Annotated in this window: 17 protein-coding genes; 11 read left to right on the forward strand and 6 right to left on the reverse strand. The window is 73.4% G+C overall.

The window, feature by feature from the left end; all coding sequences use genetic code 11:
* Window positions 1-30: 30 nt before the first annotated feature.
* Window positions 31-1,551: a class I adenylate-forming enzyme family protein gene (locus QRN89_RS15375; RefSeq protein WP_290349970.1), complete on the forward strand. Its 1,521-nt coding sequence runs from the start codon at window positions 31-33 to the stop codon at window positions 1,549-1,551.
* A gap of 28 nt (window positions 1,552-1,579) precedes the next feature.
* Window positions 1,580-2,002: a TOBE domain-containing protein gene (locus QRN89_RS15380; RefSeq protein WP_290349971.1), complete on the forward strand. Its 423-nt coding sequence runs from the start codon at window positions 1,580-1,582 to the stop codon at window positions 2,000-2,002.
* 332 nt (window positions 2,003-2,334) lie between these two features.
* Here the strand turns inward: QRN89_RS15380 and QRN89_RS15385 are convergent, their stop codons facing one another.
* A complete protein-coding gene (locus QRN89_RS15385; protein WP_290349972.1) occupies window positions 2,335-3,570 on the reverse strand; it encodes a maleylpyruvate isomerase N-terminal domain-containing protein in 1,236 nt (411 codons plus the stop codon).
* Entirely contained in the window at window positions 3,567-4,145 is a 579-nt protein-coding gene (locus QRN89_RS15390) for a sigma-70 family RNA polymerase sigma factor (RefSeq protein WP_290349974.1), read from the reverse strand. Before QRN89_RS15390 ends, QRN89_RS15385 begins: the two co-directional genes overlap by 4 nt.
* A gap of 224 nt (window positions 4,146-4,369) precedes the next feature.
* Between QRN89_RS15390 and QRN89_RS15395 the strand changes: the two genes are divergently transcribed.
* Together QRN89_RS15395 and QRN89_RS15400 are read left to right on the forward strand one after the other, a co-directional pair.
* Complete coding sequence (locus tag QRN89_RS15395) at window positions 4,370-4,741, forward strand: STAS domain-containing protein (RefSeq protein ID WP_290353719.1); 372 nt, start codon at window positions 4,370-4,372, stop codon at window positions 4,739-4,741.
* Window positions 4,742-4,780: 39 nt separating this feature from the next.
* On the forward strand, window positions 4,781-5,302 hold the full coding sequence (locus QRN89_RS15400; protein ID WP_290349975.1) for an EF-hand domain-containing protein: 522 nt from the start codon (window positions 4,781-4,783) through the stop codon (window positions 5,300-5,302).
* 106 nt (window positions 5,303-5,408) lie between these two features.
* On the opposite strand, the gene QRN89_RS15405 is transcribed toward QRN89_RS15400, so the two are convergent.
* Window positions 5,409-6,686: an ABC transporter substrate-binding protein gene (locus QRN89_RS15405; RefSeq protein ID WP_290349977.1), complete on the reverse strand. Its 1,278-nt coding sequence runs from the start codon at window positions 6,684-6,686 to the stop codon at window positions 5,409-5,411.
* Window positions 6,687-6,909: 223 nt separating this feature from the next.
* Here QRN89_RS15405 and QRN89_RS15410 point away from each other — a divergent pair, with 223 nt between their 5' ends.
* Both QRN89_RS15410 and purU read left to right on the forward strand, forming a co-directional pair.
* Window positions 6,910-7,356, forward strand: coding sequence for an SCO4402 family protein (locus tag QRN89_RS15410; RefSeq protein WP_290353720.1), 447 nt, complete (start codon window positions 6,910-6,912; stop codon window positions 7,354-7,356).
* A 112-nt stretch (window positions 7,357-7,468) separates the two neighbouring features.
* On the forward strand, window positions 7,469-8,320 hold the full coding sequence (purU, locus tag QRN89_RS15415) for a formyltetrahydrofolate deformylase (RefSeq protein ID WP_290349979.1): 852 nt from the start codon (window positions 7,469-7,471) through the stop codon (window positions 8,318-8,320).
* A 171-nt stretch (window positions 8,321-8,491) separates the two neighbouring features.
* On the opposite strand, the gene QRN89_RS15420 is transcribed toward purU, so the two are convergent.
* Both QRN89_RS15420 and QRN89_RS15425 read right to left on the reverse strand, forming a co-directional pair.
* Window positions 8,492-9,982, reverse strand: a complete 1,491-nt coding sequence (locus tag QRN89_RS15420; protein ID WP_435833304.1) for a hypothetical protein — start codon at window positions 9,980-9,982, stop codon at window positions 8,492-8,494.
* 303 nt (window positions 9,983-10,285) lie between these two features.
* Window positions 10,286-11,668 carry an NsdA family TPR-like regulatory protein gene (locus QRN89_RS15425; protein WP_290349982.1) on the reverse strand — a complete coding sequence of 461 codons (1,383 nt, stop codon included), beginning with the start codon at window positions 11,666-11,668 and terminating at the stop codon, window positions 10,286-10,288.
* Between the two features lie 267 nt (window positions 11,669-11,935).
* Between QRN89_RS15425 and QRN89_RS15430 the strand changes: the two genes are divergently transcribed.
* The 5 genes from QRN89_RS15430 (at window position 11,936) to QRN89_RS15450 (ending at window position 16,969) form a co-directional block, all read left to right on the forward strand.
* Window positions 11,936-12,625 carry a bifunctional DNA primase/polymerase gene (locus QRN89_RS15430; protein WP_290349983.1) on the forward strand — a complete coding sequence of 230 codons (690 nt, stop codon included), beginning with the start codon at window positions 11,936-11,938 and terminating at the stop codon, window positions 12,623-12,625.
* Between the two features lie 39 nt (window positions 12,626-12,664).
* Window positions 12,665-13,492, forward strand: a complete 828-nt coding sequence (locus QRN89_RS15435) for an ABC transporter ATP-binding protein (protein ID WP_290349984.1) — start codon at window positions 12,665-12,667, stop codon at window positions 13,490-13,492.
* Window positions 13,489-15,102 carry a transporter gene (locus QRN89_RS15440; RefSeq protein ID WP_290349985.1) on the forward strand — a complete coding sequence of 538 codons (1,614 nt, stop codon included), beginning with the start codon at window positions 13,489-13,491 and terminating at the stop codon, window positions 15,100-15,102. Before QRN89_RS15435 ends, QRN89_RS15440 begins: the two co-directional genes overlap by 4 nt.
* 389 nt (window positions 15,103-15,491) lie before the next feature.
* Window positions 15,492-16,085, forward strand: coding sequence for a hypothetical protein (locus tag QRN89_RS15445; RefSeq protein WP_290349986.1), 594 nt, complete (start codon window positions 15,492-15,494; stop codon window positions 16,083-16,085).
* A 443-nt stretch (window positions 16,086-16,528) separates the two neighbouring features.
* On the forward strand, window positions 16,529-16,969 hold the full coding sequence (locus tag QRN89_RS15450; RefSeq protein WP_290349987.1) for a subtilase-type protease inhibitor: 441 nt from the start codon (window positions 16,529-16,531) through the stop codon (window positions 16,967-16,969).
* A gap of 196 nt (window positions 16,970-17,165) precedes the next feature.
* Here QRN89_RS15450 and QRN89_RS15455 read toward each other — a convergent pair whose 3' ends face one another.
* Window positions 17,166-18,029: an alpha/beta fold hydrolase gene (locus QRN89_RS15455; protein ID WP_290349988.1), complete on the reverse strand. Its 864-nt coding sequence runs from the start codon at window positions 18,027-18,029 to the stop codon at window positions 17,166-17,168.
* Window positions 18,030-18,439 lie beyond the last annotated feature (410 nt).

Genomic DNA, 18,439 nt, shown 5'->3' on the forward strand with positions numbered 1-18,439 from the left:
GTCAGTCAGGTTCGGCAAGAAGGGACGGCCGTGACCGACACCGCACACTCCCTGGGCGCCTCCCGCACGCTCTGGGAGCTCATCGACCGCCGCGCCCGGCTCACCCCCGACCGCACCGTCCTGCTCCAGGAGGACCGTCGCATCACCTTCGGCGAACTGCGCGAGCGCTGCGAACGGGTCGCCGCCGGCCTGTACGCGCGCGGCGTGCGGCCCGGCACGGTCGTGGCCTGGCAGCTGCCCACCAGGATCGAGACCGTCCTGCTCGCCGGGGCGCTGGCCAGGATCGGCGCGGTGCAGTCCCCGGTGATCCCCTTCTACCGGGACCGCGAGGTCGGCTTCGCCCTGGACGCCTGCGCGGCGGAGTTCTTCGCCGTGCCGGGCGTGTGGCGCGGCTTCGACCACACGGCGATGGCCGGCCGGATCGGCGCCCGCGGGGTCTTCGAGGCGTACGGGGAACTGCCCGACGGCGATCCCTCCGCCCTGCCCCCGCCGCCCGCGGACGGAACCGAGGTGCGCTGGATCTACTGGACCTCCGGCACCACCTCCGACCCCAAGGGAGTCCTGCACACCGACCGGTCGCTGATCGCGGGCGGCTCCTGCCTCGCCCACGCGCTGCGGCTGACGTCCGACGACGTCGGCTCCATCGCCTTCCCGTTCGCCCACATCGGCGGTGCGGACTACCTGGTGATGATGCTGCTGTACGGCTTCCCCGCCGTGCTCTTCGAGAGGTTCGCCCTCCCGGAGGCGCTGGACACCTACCGCAGGCACGGGGTCACCACGGCCGGCGGGTCCACGGCCTTCTACTCGATGTTCCTCGCCGAGCAGCGCAAGCAGCCGGACGAGCCCGTCGTCCCCACCCTCCGGCTGCTGGCCGGCGGGGGCGCCCCCAAGCCTCCCGAGCTGTACCACGCCGTCGTACGGGAGATGGGCGTGCAGCTCACCCACGGCTACGGCATGACCGAGGTCCCCATGGTCACGATGGGGTCGCCGGACGACCGCCCGGAGGACCTCGCGACGACCGAGGGTCGGCCGCCCGAGGGCATGGAGATACGGATCGTCGACGGCGAGGTGCGGCTGCGCGGCGAGGCCGTCTGCCGGGGCTATCTGGACCCCGGGCAGACCGCGGCCGTGTTCGACGCCGACGGCTTCCTGATCACCGGGGACCTGGGACACCTCACCGAGTCCGGCCATCTCGTCCTGACCGGACGGCTCAAGGACGTCATCATCCGCAAGGGCGAGAACGTCTCGGCCAAGGAGATCGAGGACCTGCTCCACACGCACCCCGGCGTCGGCGAGGCGGCGGTGATCGGACTGCCGGACGTGGAACGCGGCGAGCGGGTCTGCGCCGTGGTCGAACAGCCCGAGGGCGCGGGACCGCTGAGCCTGGACGAGGTCACGGAGTACCTGCGCGGCGCGGGTCTCGCCGTCCACAAGCTCCCGGAACAGCTGGAGCTCGTGGACGCGCTCCCCCGCAACGACACACTGCGCAAGGTGCTCAAGTACAAGCTGCGCGAGCGGTTCACTGGGGCGGACACGACATCCAGGACGTGAACGACATCCCCGACACGAACGGCACGACATGAGCCTGAGCATCCGCAACCAGCTGCCCGGCACCGTGATCGCGGTCTCCGGCGGCCCCGCCATGGCGACGGTGAGGATCCGCCTCGACAGCGGTGAGGAGGTCACCTCGGCCGTGACCGCCGACGCCGTCGCGGAGCTGGGCATCTTTCCGGGCGGTGCGGTCAGCGCCCTGATGAAGGCCAGTGAGGTCGCGCTCGCCACGGCGCGCGTGGAGGGCGTCAGCATCCGCAACCAGCTGCCCGGCACGGTGACCTCGGTGACCCCGGGCTCGGCGGTGGCCGCCGTCCGGATGCGGCTGGACGGCGGCCAGGACCTGACCGCCGTGATCACCAAGGACGCCCTGGACGAACTCGGGCTCACGGAGGGCAGTTCCGCGGTCGCCCTGGTCAAGGCGACGGAGATCTCGCTCTCCACCGCCTGAGACGCGGGGGCGGCCGGCCGGGCCGCCCGCCCGGTTCGCCTCGGACCTCGCGCCGCGTGGGCCGGGGCCGAGCCGCGCCGGACGGGGGGCCGGTTGAACCTCACGGCCCGCGCCGCGCGGACCGGGCCCGACCGCATCGGCCTGAACCTCACAGCCCTCGCCGCGCCTGCCTCAGCCGCACCGCACCGCGCCTGCCTAAGCCTCACAGCCCTCGCCGCGCCTGCCTCACCCCTCGCCGCGCGGACCGGAACCGAGCCGCACCGGACCGCGGCCCGGAGCCGTGCGCCTCGGACGGCGCCGGCCGGCACCGGGCGGGCGGCCCGCGCCGCCGGTCAGAGCCGGGAGAGCGAGGCGGCCGCGAACAGCACGTCCCGCACGGCCTCCCGGTCCCCGTCCTGACCGGCCGCGGCGTCCGCCGGCGGCACATGGCCCGCGACCAGCTGACAGAACTCCACACCGTCGAGGGCGATCTGGGCGACCGCGTGGTCCGGGTCGCCCACCGCCGCGGGCGAGTCCAGCGCGATGTACCAGTGGCCGCCGCCCGCGCCCTCCACCTCCAGGTGCAGTGAGCGACCGGGCGAACCGGCCGCCACCAGCCGGCGGGCCGGGGCCGCGAGACCCGCCCGGCGCCGGGCGGCCAGCACCGCGGGCAGCAGCCGGACCGCCAGATCGATCATGCGGTGCAGGTGCGCGCCGGACGGGGGCTCGTACGGATAGGCCACCGCGGCCGCGATGTCGTCCGCGTGCACCCAGCACTCGAAGGCCCGGTCCAGCATCGCGTCCTGCAGCGGCAGCGCGAAGTCCCCGTACGTCACCGACAGCTGCTCCACCCCCTGCCCCGCGAACGACACGGTCCGCACGAGCGCATGGCTCTGCTCGCGCCACGGCCCGCGCACCGAACGCGTCACCGGGCGCTCGCCCGAGCTCCACAGCCGCTCGGTGCGCTCGGCCGGGGAGACGGGCGCGTCGGGACCGGCCGGGTCGCCCAGCCCCAGGGCCGAGGCCACCAGCCCGTCCACGGACATGAGATGGCCGATCACCCCGGCGACCGTCGTCCTGCGGCTCACCTTCTCCTCGCCGTCGAACCACTTCAGCCGCACCGGAGCGTGCCACTCCGAGTCCCCGATGTCCCGCAGCAGCGCGTCCAGCCGGGCTGTCTCCGCGTCGTAGGCACCCGCCCAGGCGGGCACCGGGATCCGGGCGGGCCGCCGCCCCAGGCAGTTCTCCAGCACCCGGGAGCGCAGCAGCGGGTCCAGGTCGAGATCGCGGTCGGTCTGCAGCAGACCCACGGCGTCCCGCAGCCGCAGGGCCTCCTCGGCGCAGGGCGCGCAGCCGGTGAGGTGCTCCTCCACCGCCGCGGTCTCCTCGGCCGAGCACGCCGCCAGCGCCCAGGCGCCGAGCAGCGACTTGAGCACACCGTGGGCCAGGGGCTCCGGCGGCGGCGAGGGCAGTACGTCCGGCGGCGAGAGGTCGTCCCCCGCCGCCCGCGGTCCGGGTATGCGCGGCGCGGCGCCCGGTGCGTCGTCGGGACCGCCGGGACCGCGGCCGCCGTTCAGGGGCCCGCTCATCGGCGGCGCCCCGGTCCGGGAGGCGACGATCCGTCCAGCGCACGGGTGTTGGCCGTCGCCAGCAGCTGCAGGCCGAGCCGCAGTCTGCGGCGGGCCTCGTCCTCGGTGACCCCGAGGTCGGCGGCGGCCTGCCGGTAGTCCCTGCGCTGGAAGTACGCCAGCTCCAGTGCCGCCCGCAGCGGCGCCGGCATCGACGTCACGATGTAGTCCGCGCGGGCGGCGACGGACGCGCGGCGCACCTTCTGCTCCAGGTCCTCCGCGCTGCCGCCGCTCTCGGCTGCGGCCGCGCGCTCCTGCTCCCGCAGCCGGTGGACGGCCTGGCTGTGGGTGAGGCGCGCCACCCAGGAGCGCATCGAGCCCTGTTTGGGGTCGTATGCGTCCGGGTTCTCCCACACGTAGCCGAACACCTCGCGCGTCACCTGGTCGGCGGCCGCGTCGTCGTCGAGCACCCGGTGGGCCTGGCTGTGGACGAGCGAGGCGAACCGGTCGTACAACTCGCCGAGCGCGGCGGCCTCGCCCCGCGCCAGCCGCTGCTGCATCCTGCGGTCCCAGCGAGGTGGTGTGTCCTTGCCCATCCGGCGGCCCCCAAGCCTCTGCCCGTCCTCGTCGCCCTCTGCTCGTCCTGTCGTCCACTCGAATGTAATGCGACGCGGCTGAAACGCACGCCCCTTTACGGCAAGTACGCCCCGGCCAACACCGCGCGTGATAGAGGGTTTCGCCACGGTTCGGCGGGGCAGCAGCGCCGGAAGGGAACGACTACTTCCGGATGGGGACCGGTGTGACGAGAGAGCCACGCACGATGCTCAAGGTGGAACAGACCGAGCAGACCCCCTGGACGATACTGCACATTCAGGGCGAACTGGATCTGGTCAGCTCCCCCGAGGTCCGGCGGCACGTGCACGACGCCGTGGCCGTCGGACGCCGTGATCTCGTGCTGGACCTCTCCGGAGTGCTCTTCTGCGACTCCAGCGGCGTGGGAGTGCTGATCGCCTCGCGCCGCCTGCTGCGCTCCTGCCGCGGCCGCCTGCGGCTGATCCTGCCCGCCCGCGGAGCGGTCGACGGCTCCCATGTGAACCGGGTGCTCGCCGCCCTGGGGGTGCGCCGGCTGTTCGACGTGTACGAGGACGTGGACGCCGCCACCGGCGACGAGACGCGGCCCCTGTCCGCGTAACAGGACGCAAGGACCGCTCTGACGTCGTACGCTCCCCGCATGGACAGCGCAGAATACGAGCGCAAGATCGCCCACCGGTTCGCCGAGTTCGACCAGGACGGCAACGGCTACATCGATCGCGCGGACTTCAGCAAGGCGGCCGCGGCGCTCCTCTCCGAGTTCGGCACGACCGCGCGCTCCGACAAGGGGCAGGCCCTCTACTCGGGCGCGGAGGCGTTCTGGCAGGGCATGGCGGGCATCGCCGACGTCGACGGCGACCAGCGGGTCTCCCGCCAGGAATTCGTCACGGGCGCCGTGAAGCGCCTGCGGGACAACCCCCGCCGCTTCGCGGAGATCGCCCGCCCCTTCCTGCACGCGGTCGTCGCGATCGCCGACGAGGACGGCGCCGGGGTCACCAGGGCCGGCGCCGAGCGGGTGCTCCGCGTCCTCGGCGTCGAGCCCGACCGCTGCACGGCGGTGGCCGCCGCGCTGGACTCGGACGGGGACGACCGGATCGGCGAGGACCAGATCCTGGAGGCGTTCGCCGCCTACTACGTGACCTCGGAGCCCGACACCCCCTGATCCTCCGGCCCCGGCGTCCGGCACACGGGCCCCGGAGACGCGGATGGCGCCCTCGCGCCGCGCGTCTCCGGGGCCCCCGTCATCGCCGGGCGGCCGGTCGGGCCGGTCAGGCCATGGGCGCCTGGGACATCGTCCGGCCCACGTTCACGAACCCCGGCCGCTGGGCGACCAGACGGCCGTCCCGGACGACCTGGAAGGTCACGTTGGGGTTCACGATCCGGGGAAAGCCCGGGACACCCAGCATGTCCTCGAAGCGCCAGCGCAGCGCCGGCGTGAGGCCGCCGGTGTCGACGCTGACGCCGGTGTCGAGCGCGTGCGAGACCGCGCTCGAGGTGATGCTGTCGCGGTCGAGGGCCTCGATCACCTTCCTCAGCACGGTGTACGCGATCCAGGTGGTCTGCACCCCCGCGTCCGCCGGGTCGATCCGGTCGTCGCCGAACGCGTGGTCCTGGATCACCTGCCGCATCACGCCCCAGCGGGCGTCCCCCGCTTCCGGGTACCAGCCGGTCATGTACGCGCCCTCGAAGGGCCCGCCGGCGCCGCCCGTGCGGTCGATCAGCGGCTGGCCGACGGAGCTGAGGACGGAGGAGATGCGTACACCGCCGTCGTCCCCCGGGAGCCGGCGGAAGGAGTCGAAGAAGTTCGCGGTGCGCTCGCCCAGCACGGCCGTGACGCAGCCACTCCGGCTGCCGGCCTCGTCCCGGGCCCGCTCGGCCTCCGCCAGGTACTCGGTGGCGTCCTCCGCGGCCCTGACGTCGGTGGACGGCCGCCCGTCGCCCTCGGACAGCCCGGTGTTCAGCAGGACCGGCAGGTCGTCACCCGCGATCGTGTCGGGCCGCACCAGCGACACCCTCCGGCAGCTGTCCGCCAGCTGCCGGCCGTTTCCGGCGAGGAGCGCCGCCTGGCCTCCGTTGACCGGGTAGGAGAGATAGCTGGTGAACTCCTCCTCGGACACCCCGTAACCGCCGATGTACGGAATGCCCGCGGCCTCCAGCGGCGCCATGAAGGCCCGGCCGTTCTGGCTGTACGAACCGACGACGGCGACCGCGCCCTCGGCGACCGCCCGCCGGGCGCAGGCCGCCGCGCCCGCCGTCGTGTTGTGCTCGTTGCAGGTCAGCACGCGCAGCTCGTGGCCGTCGACGCCGCCCTTCTCGTTGACGTACTTGGCGTACGCCTGGGCCATGGCGGGCATCCCGGGCATGTTCGTGGCCCGGGTCTCCTCGGGGGCGAAGGTCATCACGGTGATCGGCTCCCTGGCCCCCGCGGAGCCGCCGGGGAGCACTCCGCACGCGACGATCGAGGCGCCGACGGCCGCCGTGCACGCGGCGAGGGCGGTCGCGGTCCTGAAGGGGCGGGGGAAGGAGAAGCGTCGCCTACCGGTCATGTCCCTGCACAATTCCGCCCCATGGGTAACAGCGGAGTGGTGGCGGTTCAACGCAGGGTGACGCCGAGGTGAATTGCCGGGGGCCCGGATCGCCGAACGGCGGAGAACGTACGATCGAGACCGAGCAAGCTTCGGTGCCGACCGTTTCGCGGAGCTCGCACGGACCGAGCTCACGAGGTGAACGTCAATGAACTCTTCCCGCCGCGGCCGTCACTCCTCCACCATGGGCGACATGCCGCTCAACGACATGCCCTGGTGGCGCTGGCGTGCCAATGTGCGCTCGGCGCTTCACATGTTCTCCGACCCCGCCTTCCACCAGGAGACCTGGCTGGCAGGCCACGAGGGGTACGGCGATGTCACCGACGCCGTCTACCGGCTGGTCGAGGACACCTGGCTGGACAACTGGTCCGCCGAGAAGTACGTGGGGACGATCTTCCGGGACTCCGGTGAGGCCGCGCTCGTCGACGTGGCCGTGCTGCGGGTGCTGCGGATCATGCACCAGGTCGGCGCGGACGCGCCGGTCTCGGCGTACATGGAGCACCACGGCTGGCCGGAGGCCGTACGGGCCGCGCGGGACGCCCACGTACGGCTGGCGACCAACGACGGCGAGGACCCGGACGCTCCGCCGCGCACCCTGGAAGTGCTGCGGATCATGACGCGTTCCGCCTGACGGAGAGGCCCGCGGACCGCTCCCGTCCGCCCGACGGAGCCCGCGTGATCACGGCGGTCCGCCTGACGGACGCACTTCCGCCGGCGGCTCCGCGGTGTGGCAGTCTACGAGAATGACCGACCAGTACGTCCTCACGCTCTCCTGTCCGGACAAACAGGGCATCGTGCACGCCGTGTCCAGCTACCTGTTCATCACCGGCTGCAACATCGAGGACAGCCGGCAGTTCGGGGACCGGGACACCGGCCTGTTCTTCATGCGGGTGCACTTCTCGGCCGAGGAGCCGGTGACGGTGGAGAAGCTGCGGGCCGGCTTCGCCGCGGTGGGCGACTCGTTCTCCATGGACTGGCAGATCCACCGCGCCGACGAGCGCATGCGGGTCGTCCTGCTGGTCAGCAAGTTCGGCCACTGCCTGAACGACCTGCTGTTCCGGTCGAGGATCGGGGCCCTGCCGGTCGACATCGCGGCCGTGGTCTCCAACCACACCGACTTCGCGGAACTCGTCGCCTCCTACGACATCCCGTTCCGGCACATCCCCGTCACCAAGGACAACAAGCCGCAGGCCGAGGCGGAGCTGCTGGAGCTGGTGCGCGAGGAGAACGTCGAACTCGTCGTGCTCGCACGCTACATGCAGGTCCTGTCCGACGACCTCTGCAAGCAGCTGAGCGGCCGGATCATCAACATCCACCACTCCTTCCTGCCGAGCTTCAAGGGCGCGAAGCCGTACCACCAGGCGCACGCGCGCGGCGTGAAGCTCATCGGCGCGACGGCCCACTACGTGACGGCCGACCTGGACGAGGGCCCGATCATCGAGCAGGAGGTGGAGCGGGTCGGCCACGAGGTGACACCGGAACAGCTGGTCGCGGTCGGCCGCGACGTCGAGTGCCAGGCGCTGGCCCGCGCGGTGAAGTGGCACGCGGAGCACCGGATCCTCCTCAACGGCCACCGCACGGTGGTGTTCGCGTAGCGCACCCGCGTCCACGGGGGCGTCGCACCGCCCTGCGGGCGGCGGGCGCCCCTGAAGCACACGGCACGCACCGCGCCGAGCACGCACCGCGCCGCCCCCGCCCCGCGTCGGAGTGCCCGCGCCGACGCAGCGCCGGCGCACGGCGTGCGGCTCCGCGCGAGGTGGAGGGGCTCAGAGCTGTTCCGCCCGGCGCTCCGTCAGTGCGTACTTCGTCGCGATCCGGTTCCAGAGCGTCGCCGCCTCGCGCTTCGCCGTGGTCGCCACACCGCTCTGGGCGTTGCCCTGCGCCGTCTGGCCCGTGTTGCGCGCCTTGCCGCCCTTGCAGCCCTTCTTGTCCTTGACCTGGCCCGCCCACGCCGCGTAGTGGTCGTCCGCCGAGGCCGACGCCTCCCACGCCTTCTTCAGGGACGCGGTGAGCGCCTCGTGGTCCGGGAGTTCGTCCACGGCGACGTCCTGCAGCCGCGTCACGAGGCCGCGGCGCTGCTCCGCGGCGCCGCGCAGGTCCGCGGCCGCCTGGTCCAGGTTCCGGCAGGACTTGATCGCCTCCACGGAACGGATCACCGCGGCGCGGCTGTCGTTGCTGTCCGCGAGCAGTTTGTCGAGCTCCACGGCCTGCGCCTTCACCGGGTCGTCCGCCGCCTCCTCGGACGACTCCGCCGCCGGCGACGTCGCGGCGGCGACACCGGTGTTGGCGTCCTGGCCCTTGTCGTCGTCACCGCCGCCGAACATCAGCGCGCTCGCGCCGAGCCCGAGCACGGCGCAGCCCACGACGACCGCGGCGACCAGCGGAAGCCGCGAGGAGTTCCGCGAGGAGCCCCTCGGGGAGGGCCCGGGCTCTGCGGCGCGGCGGGAGGCACGGCCGCCCGGGGAGGCGTACGGCGGCTGGGCCCCGTACGCCGGCTCCTGCACGGGCGGAAGGTACTGCGTTGCCTCCGCGCCGCCGCCGGTCGCGCCGGCCTCGCTGCGGAAGAGGTTGTCGAACTCCGCCGGCGGCCGGCGGTCCCCCGGCGCTCCGGGACGGATGCCGTACGGGGCGCCGGGCGGCGGCTCGGGGGCGTTCTGCTGCGCCGCGTTCCCGTGCGCCGCGTTCTCGTGCGCCACGGGCGGCAGGTACTGGGTCGCCTCCGCGTTCCCCGCCGGAGCCGCCGGAGCGGCACCCGCCGACCGCACCCCGAGGAACTGCGTCGACTCGGCCGGGTTCTCCGGCGGCAGCGCCCCGGGTCCCGGGTGGACGGGCGGGAGGTACTGGGTGGCGTCGGCGCCGGACCCGGGTGCGACGGGCGGGATGTACTGCGTCGCCTCACCGCCCGACCCGGGTGCGACGGGCGGGATGTACTGCGTCGCCTCACCGGCCCCCGGCGGAACCGGCGCGATGTACTGCGTGGCGTCGGCGTCGGGTCCCGCGGGCGTCTGCGCGCCCGGCTGCCCGTACCCGTAGGGCGGCAGAGCCTGCTGCGGCACCTGCGGAGGCAGTACCCGGGCGGGCGCGGGCTGCGGGTACGGCGCGCCGGCGCCCCCGCCCGGCGCCTCCTCCTGCGGCAGCGGCTGCCGCGCGTCCTGGCCGGGGCCCCAGGGCTCACCCCACGGAGTGCCGCCGGCCGGGGCGATCTGCTGCGCGCCGACTCCGGGTATGAAGGGCTCGCTGCCGTCCGCGGGCAGCACGACACCTTCGTGCGCGGGCCGCGAGCCGTGATGCCGCGACTCGTCACCCTGTCCGCTGTGCGTCACCGGGACTCCTACGTGTAAACCTACGGAATCGTCGGTTCACGCTACCGGGTGACTCAGGGCGTCCGCACACGCGTGTGGTACCCGTAACAAGAACACCCGTGGAGACGCTGTTATCGCCTCAAGATCCTTCCGGGGGCGCGCAGCGGCCCGCCCGGGACCCGTCGCACGGACGTGAAACCGGTTCCGCGAACTGCCCGGGGCGGACCCGCCGGCAGCGGGGACCGCCCCGGGGCCCGCTCACGCCGCCTGCAGTTGCAGCCTCGCGCCGAACTCGCGCACCGACGGCTCCGCCGCGTACGGCTCCAGCCGCTGGTGCAGGTCCTCCAGGTATTCCGAGCCCCGGCTCGAACGGAGGGTGCCGAGGAGTTCCATCGCCCGGGTGCCCGTGCGGCAGGCCTCCTCGACCTCGCGCTGCTGGAGCCGGGCCGTGGCGAGCAGGACCAGCCCGATCCCCCGGCGCCGTGCGCGCGACTCGGGATGGCCGTCCAGGGACTCGGTGGCCCGGCGGGCCGCCTGGTCGGCCTGGCCGAGGTCGCGGTGGCAGTGGGCCAGTTCGTCGGCGAGGTACGCGTGGTCGAAATGGGCGATCCAGTCCGGGTCGTCACCGGCATCGGGGTTCGCCCGGTCCAGCGCCGCGATCGCCCTGGCGGCCGCCTCCTGGCAGGTACGGGCGTCCCCGAGCAGCGCGTGCCCCCGGGCCTCCGCCGCGTGGAACATCGCCTCCGCCCTCGGTGTGACCTGGCCCCGGGCGCCTTCCTGCGCGGCCCGGGCGAGCTGTGCGATCTCCCTCGGATTCCCGAGTTCCGCGGCGAGGTGGCTCATCGACGCGGCCAGGACATAGCCCCCGTACGCGCGGTCGCCCGCGGCCTGGGCCAGCCGCAGGGCCTGGATGTAGTAGCGCTGGGCGAGGCCCGGCTGGCCCGTGTCGACGGCCATGTAGCCCGCCAGCTCCGTGAGCCGCGCCACCGCGGCGAAGAGCTGCCGCCCCACCGGCTCGCGGTACGAGCCGGAGAGCAGCCCGGACACCACGCTGTTGAGGTAGTGGACGACGACCGGCCGTACGTGCCCGGCACCGAACCGGTGGTCGAGCCCGGTGAGCGCCTTCGTCATCGCCCGCACCGCCTCGACGTCCGGGAGCCCCACGCGGGCCCCCGCCTGCCGGGCCACCTGGGCGTCCGCCCCGGTGATCAGCCAGTCCCTGCTGGGTTCGACGAGCGCCGAGGCGGCCACCGTCGAACCGGTCAGGAAGTCGCGCCGGCCCACGTCGCTGCGCCACAGCTCGCAGACCTGCTCGATCGCACCGAGCACGGTGGGTGCGAACTGCAGTCCCACCCCGGAGGCCAGGTTCTTGCCGTTGGCCATCCCGATCTCGTCGATCGTGACCGTGCGGCCCAGCTTGCGGCCCAGTGCCTCGGCGATGATGCCGGGCGCCCGCCCGCGCGGCTGCTGCCCGCGCAGCCAGCGCGCCACCGACGTCTTGTCGTAGCGCAGATCGAGGCCGCGTTCCGCCCCGACCATGTTGACCCTGCGGGCCAGACCGGCGTTGGAGCATCCGGCTTCCTGGATCAGCGCCTGCAGCCGTTCGTTCGGCTGTCGGGCGACGAGTGGCCTCGCTGCCATCACTAACCCCCTGTGCCGGACCGCGCCGGTCGTGATCTCCGTGGTGATCTGCAATCGATCACTTCCCGGCGTTATCCGGAGAATGCCAATGAGCTCGGACGATTACGGGTGAATGCCGCTCACCCGCAACTGGTTACCCGTCCGCCGGGCCCGGCCCGCACGCGCGCCCCCGTCCGTGCACCCGTGCGCCCCACGTGCGGGGTCGGTGCGCCACCGCCCGGCGCCGCGCGCCCGTAACCCGGCCTGGTGGGGGGAGTTGTGTTCATCGTGGAAGACACCATCGACGGGTCGATCGGCCTCACCGGGGCGGCACAGATCCCCGCACAGCGCGGCACACAACTGCTGGACAGCGCGGTCCGTTACGTGGAGGAGCGCCACTGGGAGGTGTTCCCCGGCACCTGGCTGGAGCCCGTCGAGGGCGCCGAACGGTGCTCCTGCGGCGCGGCCGTGTGCGATGCGCCGGGGGCGCACGCCGCCCTGCCGGACTGGTCGGGCCAGGGGACCGGCAGCGCCGCCGCCGCGCGCCGGCTGTGGGGCAGGCACCCGAAGGCGTCGATCCTGCTGCCCACGGGCCGGACGTTCGACGCCCTGGATGTCCCGGAGTCGGCGGGCTTCCTCGCGCTGGCCCGGATGGAGCGGATGGACATGGCCCTGGGGCCGGTGGCCTGCGCCCCGAACCGGCGCATGCTGTTCCTCGTCCTGCCGGGCGCTGCCGTGAAACTCGCGGACCTGGTGCGCAGGCTCGGCTGGATGCCCGGCTCGCTCGACCTGGTGGCGCGCGGCGAGGGCCAGTACATGGCGGCGCCGCCGACGCGCGTCGGCGGCCAGGGCGCCGTGCAGTGGGTCCGCAAGCCCACGCCCGCGAACCGCTGGCTGCCGGACGCCGAGGAGCTGATCAGCCCGCTGGCCTACGCATGCGGTCGGGAGGCCGCCGACGGGCGGGACCGCCGATCGTAGGGTTGTTCCCGTACCACGGGGACAACGGAAGGCGGCAACATGCCGGACCAGGCATCGGACCGGACGGTGGACACGACGGGCTGTGCGCCCGGGGCGGCACCTCTGGCCGTCCGTGTCGAGGGGCTCTGGAAGCGGTTCGGCGAACAGATCGCGGTCGCCGGCGTCGATCTCGTCCTGCCCGCGGGCCAGTTCATCGGTCTGGTCGGCCCGAACGGCGCCGGCAAGACCACGACGCTGTCGATGATCACCGGACTGCTCCGCCCCGACCAGGGACGCGTCGAGGTCGTCGGCCACGACGTCTGGAAGGACCCGGTCGAGGTGAAGGCCCGGATCGGGGTCCTGCCCGAGGGCCTGCGGCTGTTCGAGCGGCTTTCGGGCGGTGAACTCCTCGCCTACACGGGCCGGTTGCGCGGCCTCCCGGGCGAGGAGGTCGACAAGCGGGCCGCCCAGCTGCTGGACGTACTGGATCTCGCGGGCGCACGGCACAAGCTGGTCGTCGACTACTCGACCGGGATGCGCAAGAAGATCGGCCTGGCGGCGGCTCTGCTGCACAATCCCCAGGTGCTCTTCCTGGACGAGCCGTTCGAGGGCGTCGACCCGGTGTCCGCCCAGACCATCCGCGGGGTCCTGGAGCGGTACACCGCGTCCGGGGCGACCGTCGTGTTCTCCAGCCATGTGATGGAGCTGGTGGAGTCGCTCTGCGACTGGGTCGCGGTGATGGCCGCCGGACGGATCAGGGCCCACGGACCCCTCGCGGAGGTCCGCGGCTCGGCGAGGTCCCTGCAGGACGCCTTCCTGGAGCTCGTCGGCGCGAACGGGCGGGACAGCGGCGACGCGCTGGACTGGCTCGGCGGCGGTACGCGGTGACGGCCACGACGGCCGGCCCGGCCCCCTCGCTCACGTCCGTCTTCGTACGGCTCAAGCTGTCGCTGCTGGCCAACGGGCTGCGGCAGTCGTCCGGCCGCACGGCCGCGTTCATCACCTCGGCCGTCCTGGCGCTGCTGGTCGCCGCCGGCCAGCTCATCGGCTTCTTCCTGCTGCGCGGCACGCCGCACGCCGCCTCGCTGGTGGTCCTGCTGATCGCGGTGCTGGCGCTGGGCTGGGCGTTCCTCCCCCTCTTCTTCCCGAGCGGCGACGAGACGCTGGACCCGACCCGGCTGGTCATGCTGCCGCTGCGGCCGGGCCCGATGGTGTCGGCCCTGCTCGTGGCGTCCCTGGTGGGCATCGGACCGCTGTTCACGCTCTGCCTGGTGGTCGGCGCCGCGCTGGCCCTGGCGCACGGGGCCGCGGGGGTGGTGGCCGCGGCCGTGGCGGTGCCGCTTGCGGTGCTGGTGTGCGTGGCGCTGGCCCGGGCGGTGGCCGCGGCCAACACCCGCCTGCTGACCAGCCGCAAGGGCCGCGATCTGGCCGTGCTGAGCGGTCTGGTGATCGCGGTCGGGATCCAGGTCGTGAACTTCGGTGTGCAGCGCCTCGGTCAGGCGGGCGGGCTCACGGCACTGGAGCCGGCGGCGGCCGTGGCCCGCTGGATCCCTCCGGCGTCGGCGCTCGGCGCGGTCGACTCGGCGAGCACGGGAGCGTACGGGACCGCCGCCGCGCAACTCGCGCTGTCCGCCGCAGCCCTGGCCGCACTGCTGTACGGATGGCAGCGCAGTCTGACCCGGCTGATGACCGCCCCGGACGGGTCGACGCTCGCGGCGGCCTCCGAACCCACCCGCCGGAGCACGTCCACGGGTCTGCACCGGCTGCTGCCCGGCGGACGCACGGGCACGGTCATGCAGCGCAGCCTCCGTTACGTCTGGCGTGACCCGAAGACGAAGACGGCGTGGGTGACGGCGCTGGTGATCGGGCTGATCGTGCCGCTGTTCAACGCCCTCCAGGGCACCGGCTCGATCTACTTCGCGTGCTTCGCGTCGGGGATGCTCGGCATCCAGATGTACAACCAGTTCGGCCAGGACACGTCGGCGTTCTGGATGGTCGCGCAGACGATCGCGTCGCCCCGCGACGCCTATCTCGAACTGCGTGCCCGGGCACTGGCGTTGCTGCTGATCACCCTGCCGTACACGCTGCTGGTCACGGTCGCCACGGCCGCCGTGCTGGGCGACTGGCGGGCGCTGCCGGAGGCGCTGGGGATCGCGCTCGGGCTGCTCGGCGCGATGATGGCGACCGGGGCGGTGGCCTCGGCACGCTTCCCGTACTCGATTCCGCAGGACAGCGCGTACAAGAACGTGGCTCCCGGGCAGGGCGGGCTCGCGTGGATCTCCATCTTCGGCGGGATGATCGCCTCGGCGCTGCTGTGCTCCCCGCTGATCGCGCTGACGATCTGGCTGAACGCCGCGAACGCCGAGTCGGCGATATGGGTCCTGCTGCCGCTGGGCGCCGTGTACGGCGCGGTGGTGGCGTGGGGCGGGCTCCGGGTGGCGGCCCCGCAGACGGCCGCACGGCTGCCGGAGATCCTGACGGCGGTCAGCAAGGGATGACCATGGCCTGATCCGTACCGTACGCCGGGCGTTGCGGCCCATGACGTACGGTACGGATCATGTCCATGCCTCCTCCGCCCCAGGGACAACCGCAGTACCCGGGATATCCGCCGCCGGCCCAGGGCGCGGCGCAACCGCAGCCCCACGGACCCCGGCCGGGCCCCTACGGGCCACCGCAGCCCGGCCCGTACGGACCCGGACAGCCGGCTCCCCACGGGCCGGGACAGCCGGGCCCCTACGGTCCGCCGCCACAGGGGGGCCCGTACGGTCCGCCGCCCGGAAGCCCCTACGGACAGGGGCAGACGCCCTTCCCGCAGCAGGGCGGCTGGGCGCCCCCGCCGGCGCCGCCGAAGAAGTTCTGGTCCGGTCCGAAGGCCGCGGTCGTCGGCGTGTCCGTCGCCGTCGCGGTGGCGGTGCTCGCGTGGGCGGGAAACCGGGGCGGCGGCTCCGGCGCGTTCCCGGAGGCGACGCACAAGGTCGCCCTCCCCGAGACGCTGCTGGGCGGTGAGTACGCGCTGGCCCAGGATCTGTCCGAGCAGGGCGATTCGGCGCTGGCCGGCGCGAGCGAGGCCAACATCCGCGACCCGAAGGGCGTCGTGGGCCAGTACACGTCCGCCGGCGCGAAGCAGGGCGGGGTGCTGGTCCTCTCCGCGCTCTACGGCCGGATCAAGGACCCGGACGACGCCCGGGAGAGCATGCTGAAGGGCGCCGCCGAGTCGGAGGGCGCGACGGTCGCCGTGCCGCCGAAGGACATCGAGGTGCCCGGCTCCGACGTCACCGTCACCTGCCAGGTCCTGACCGCGGCGTCCGCCGGGGGGAAGAGCTCCTTCCCCATGTGCGCCTGGGCCGACGAGAACACCAACGGCTCCGTCGCCGAGGTGGACCCGGAAGCCGCGACGGGGAGTCCCGAGTCGGTGGACCTCCGGACCGCGGCCGCGAACACGCTGAAGGTGCGCGAGGAAGTCAGACAGCCCATCGACTGAACTCCGCTTGTGAGGGTCGTGTGCAGAACGCACGTCCTCACGACGACGGGCCGGTAACGGGGTCGGAACACCCCGCTGCCGGCCCTTCGCTGTATACGAAGGCGTACGTCGCACACGAAGGCGCACGGCGGTCCAGGGCGGGCGAACACCCGTGACAGGCACCGGAATCCGGCCGAAGGGCGCCGGGCGACGATATTCAAAGATGAAACCGCTTTTGTATCAACGCAGGCCAGGTCATTGTTCCGAGTTGGACCACTCACCACTGTCCATATACCGGACGCCGGATCACCCGCCCCGCACACCCCTCCCGAGCTGCCCGAACGGCCATTCGGTCGGCACGTCTTGAACGTATGCGGCCGGAAACAGGTGATGGATGTGCGATCACTGTACGCATCAGCAAGACTCCCGACCGCAACCGCACACACCGTCAAAGGGGTTCACTCATGCGTTACATCGTCCACACACTCGGCGCGACGGCCTCCGCAGCGGCGCTCGTGCTCAGCGGCCTGGCCGCAGGCACCGCGCACGCCGATGCCGCCGGTGACACGGGGCTCTACGCGCCGTCCGCCCTGGTGCTGGCGGTCGGCAGGGGCGAGGCCGCCGCGACGGCGACCGTCGAGCGCGCGGTCACGCTGAACTGCGCTCCGGCGCCCGGCGGCACCCACCCGTCCGCCGACGCGGCCTGCCGGGAACTGACGGCGGTGGAAGGCGAGTTCGCCATGCTGGCCGGCTCGTCCGGCCGCCCCTGTACCCGGCAGTGGGACCCGGTCACGATCACCGCCACCGGGGTCTGGCAGGGCAAGCGCGTCGACTGGTCGGCCACGTACGGCAACGCCTGCGAGATGCGGGAGAGCATGAACGGCTCGACGGTGTTCGCCTTCTGAGCCCTCCTCGGCCGCGGCGGACCGGGGCGACACGACGGCGGTCCCGGTCCGTCGCACCGTCGGCGCACCGCGCCGGCACCCCATGGACCGGTCGGCCCCCTCCCCGGCCGTCCGGTCCCGGGCGGGACGACCTGGACCGCGGTCCTCGACGGCCCCGGCGGCCCTGGCACCCGGGGCCGCCGCTCCTCCGGAGGCGTCATGCCGTCAGAACGCCCTCCAGGAAGGGTTCGACGACCGCGCGCCAGGCGTCCGGCTGGTCGTAGTGGACGAGATGGCCGGCGTCCGCCACCTCCGCGTACTGCCCGCGGGCCAGGACCCGCACCATCTCCTGGGCCTCCGCACGGCCCAGTTCACCGTCGAGCCCGCGGACCACGAGCGTCGGGCACGCGACCTGGGCGAGCGAGTCCCAGTGGGCGTCGTGCACCCAGGTCGCGCGGGACCTCAGCATCTGGCGGCGGGAGAAGACCGGCCGCCAGCCGTCCGCCCGTTCGGCCATCACCTCGGCGAAGAACTCGCCCCGCGCGGGGTTGGGGCGCTCGACCCAGGGGTCGTCCTCGCCGAACCACTTGCGCACGTCGGCGAGGGTCGCGAAGGGCACGGGCCACGAACGGAACCAGTCCTCCCACTCCCGCTGGGAGGCGGCCCCGAGGGCGGAGGCGCGCATGTCGCAGATGACCAGGGCCTGGACGAGGTCGGGACGCTCGGCGGCGAGCTGCCATGCGGTGAGGGCGCCCATGGAGTGGCCGACGAGGACGGCGGGGCCCAGCCCCAGCTGCTCGACCGCGGCCGCCGCGTCGGCGACGTACGCCTCGCGGGTGAACGCGCCGTCGGCCGGCCGCTCGCTCCGGCCGTGCCCCCGCTGGTCGAGGGCGATCGCCCGGTGCCGCTCGGCCAGCCAGCGGGCGGTGGGGGCCCAGTGCGAGGCCCGGCCCATCAGCCCGTGGAGGAGTAAGACGCCCGGGGCGCGGTCCGTCTCGCCGTGCCCCTTGGGCGGGTCGGCGAACTCCCAGGCAGCGAGCCGTACACCGGCCGTACCGGTCACGTCGATGCGCCGCACCATGGTCCTGGCACCCCCTTCTGGGCCCCGTGGTTCTCCGGGCTCTCCGAAGTGATCGAGCTCCGCCAGACTATCGAACTTCTATTCGAAAACCGGCTTCCGGCGAGCAACATCCCTCGTTCGAGTGACCACCCTCAAGGATTGACGGCCGCCGCCGAGGGGAGATCTTCAGCGGGAGGCGGGCCGCTCGGGGAAAACGGTCCGAGGGGATTGACCCTGGGAGCTCGGGGCTCCGGGTCAGCGAAGGGGAGGACAGGCCCCGGCGCCCCAGGGCGCCGGGGCCCTCCGCGTTCGACGGGCGCATGATCCGCTCCCTCCCCTGCGGCGCGCCGACCCCCCGGCCCGCCCCGGCCCAGCCGGTCGTATGCCTCAGCCACAGCGTGGCACGGGAACCGTCCGAGCGCTGCCGTTCC

The sequence above is a fragment of the Streptomyces sp. HUAS CB01 genome, from assembly GCF_030406905.1.
GTDB lineage: Bacteria > Actinomycetota > Actinomycetes > Streptomycetales > Streptomycetaceae > Streptomyces > Streptomyces chengbuensis.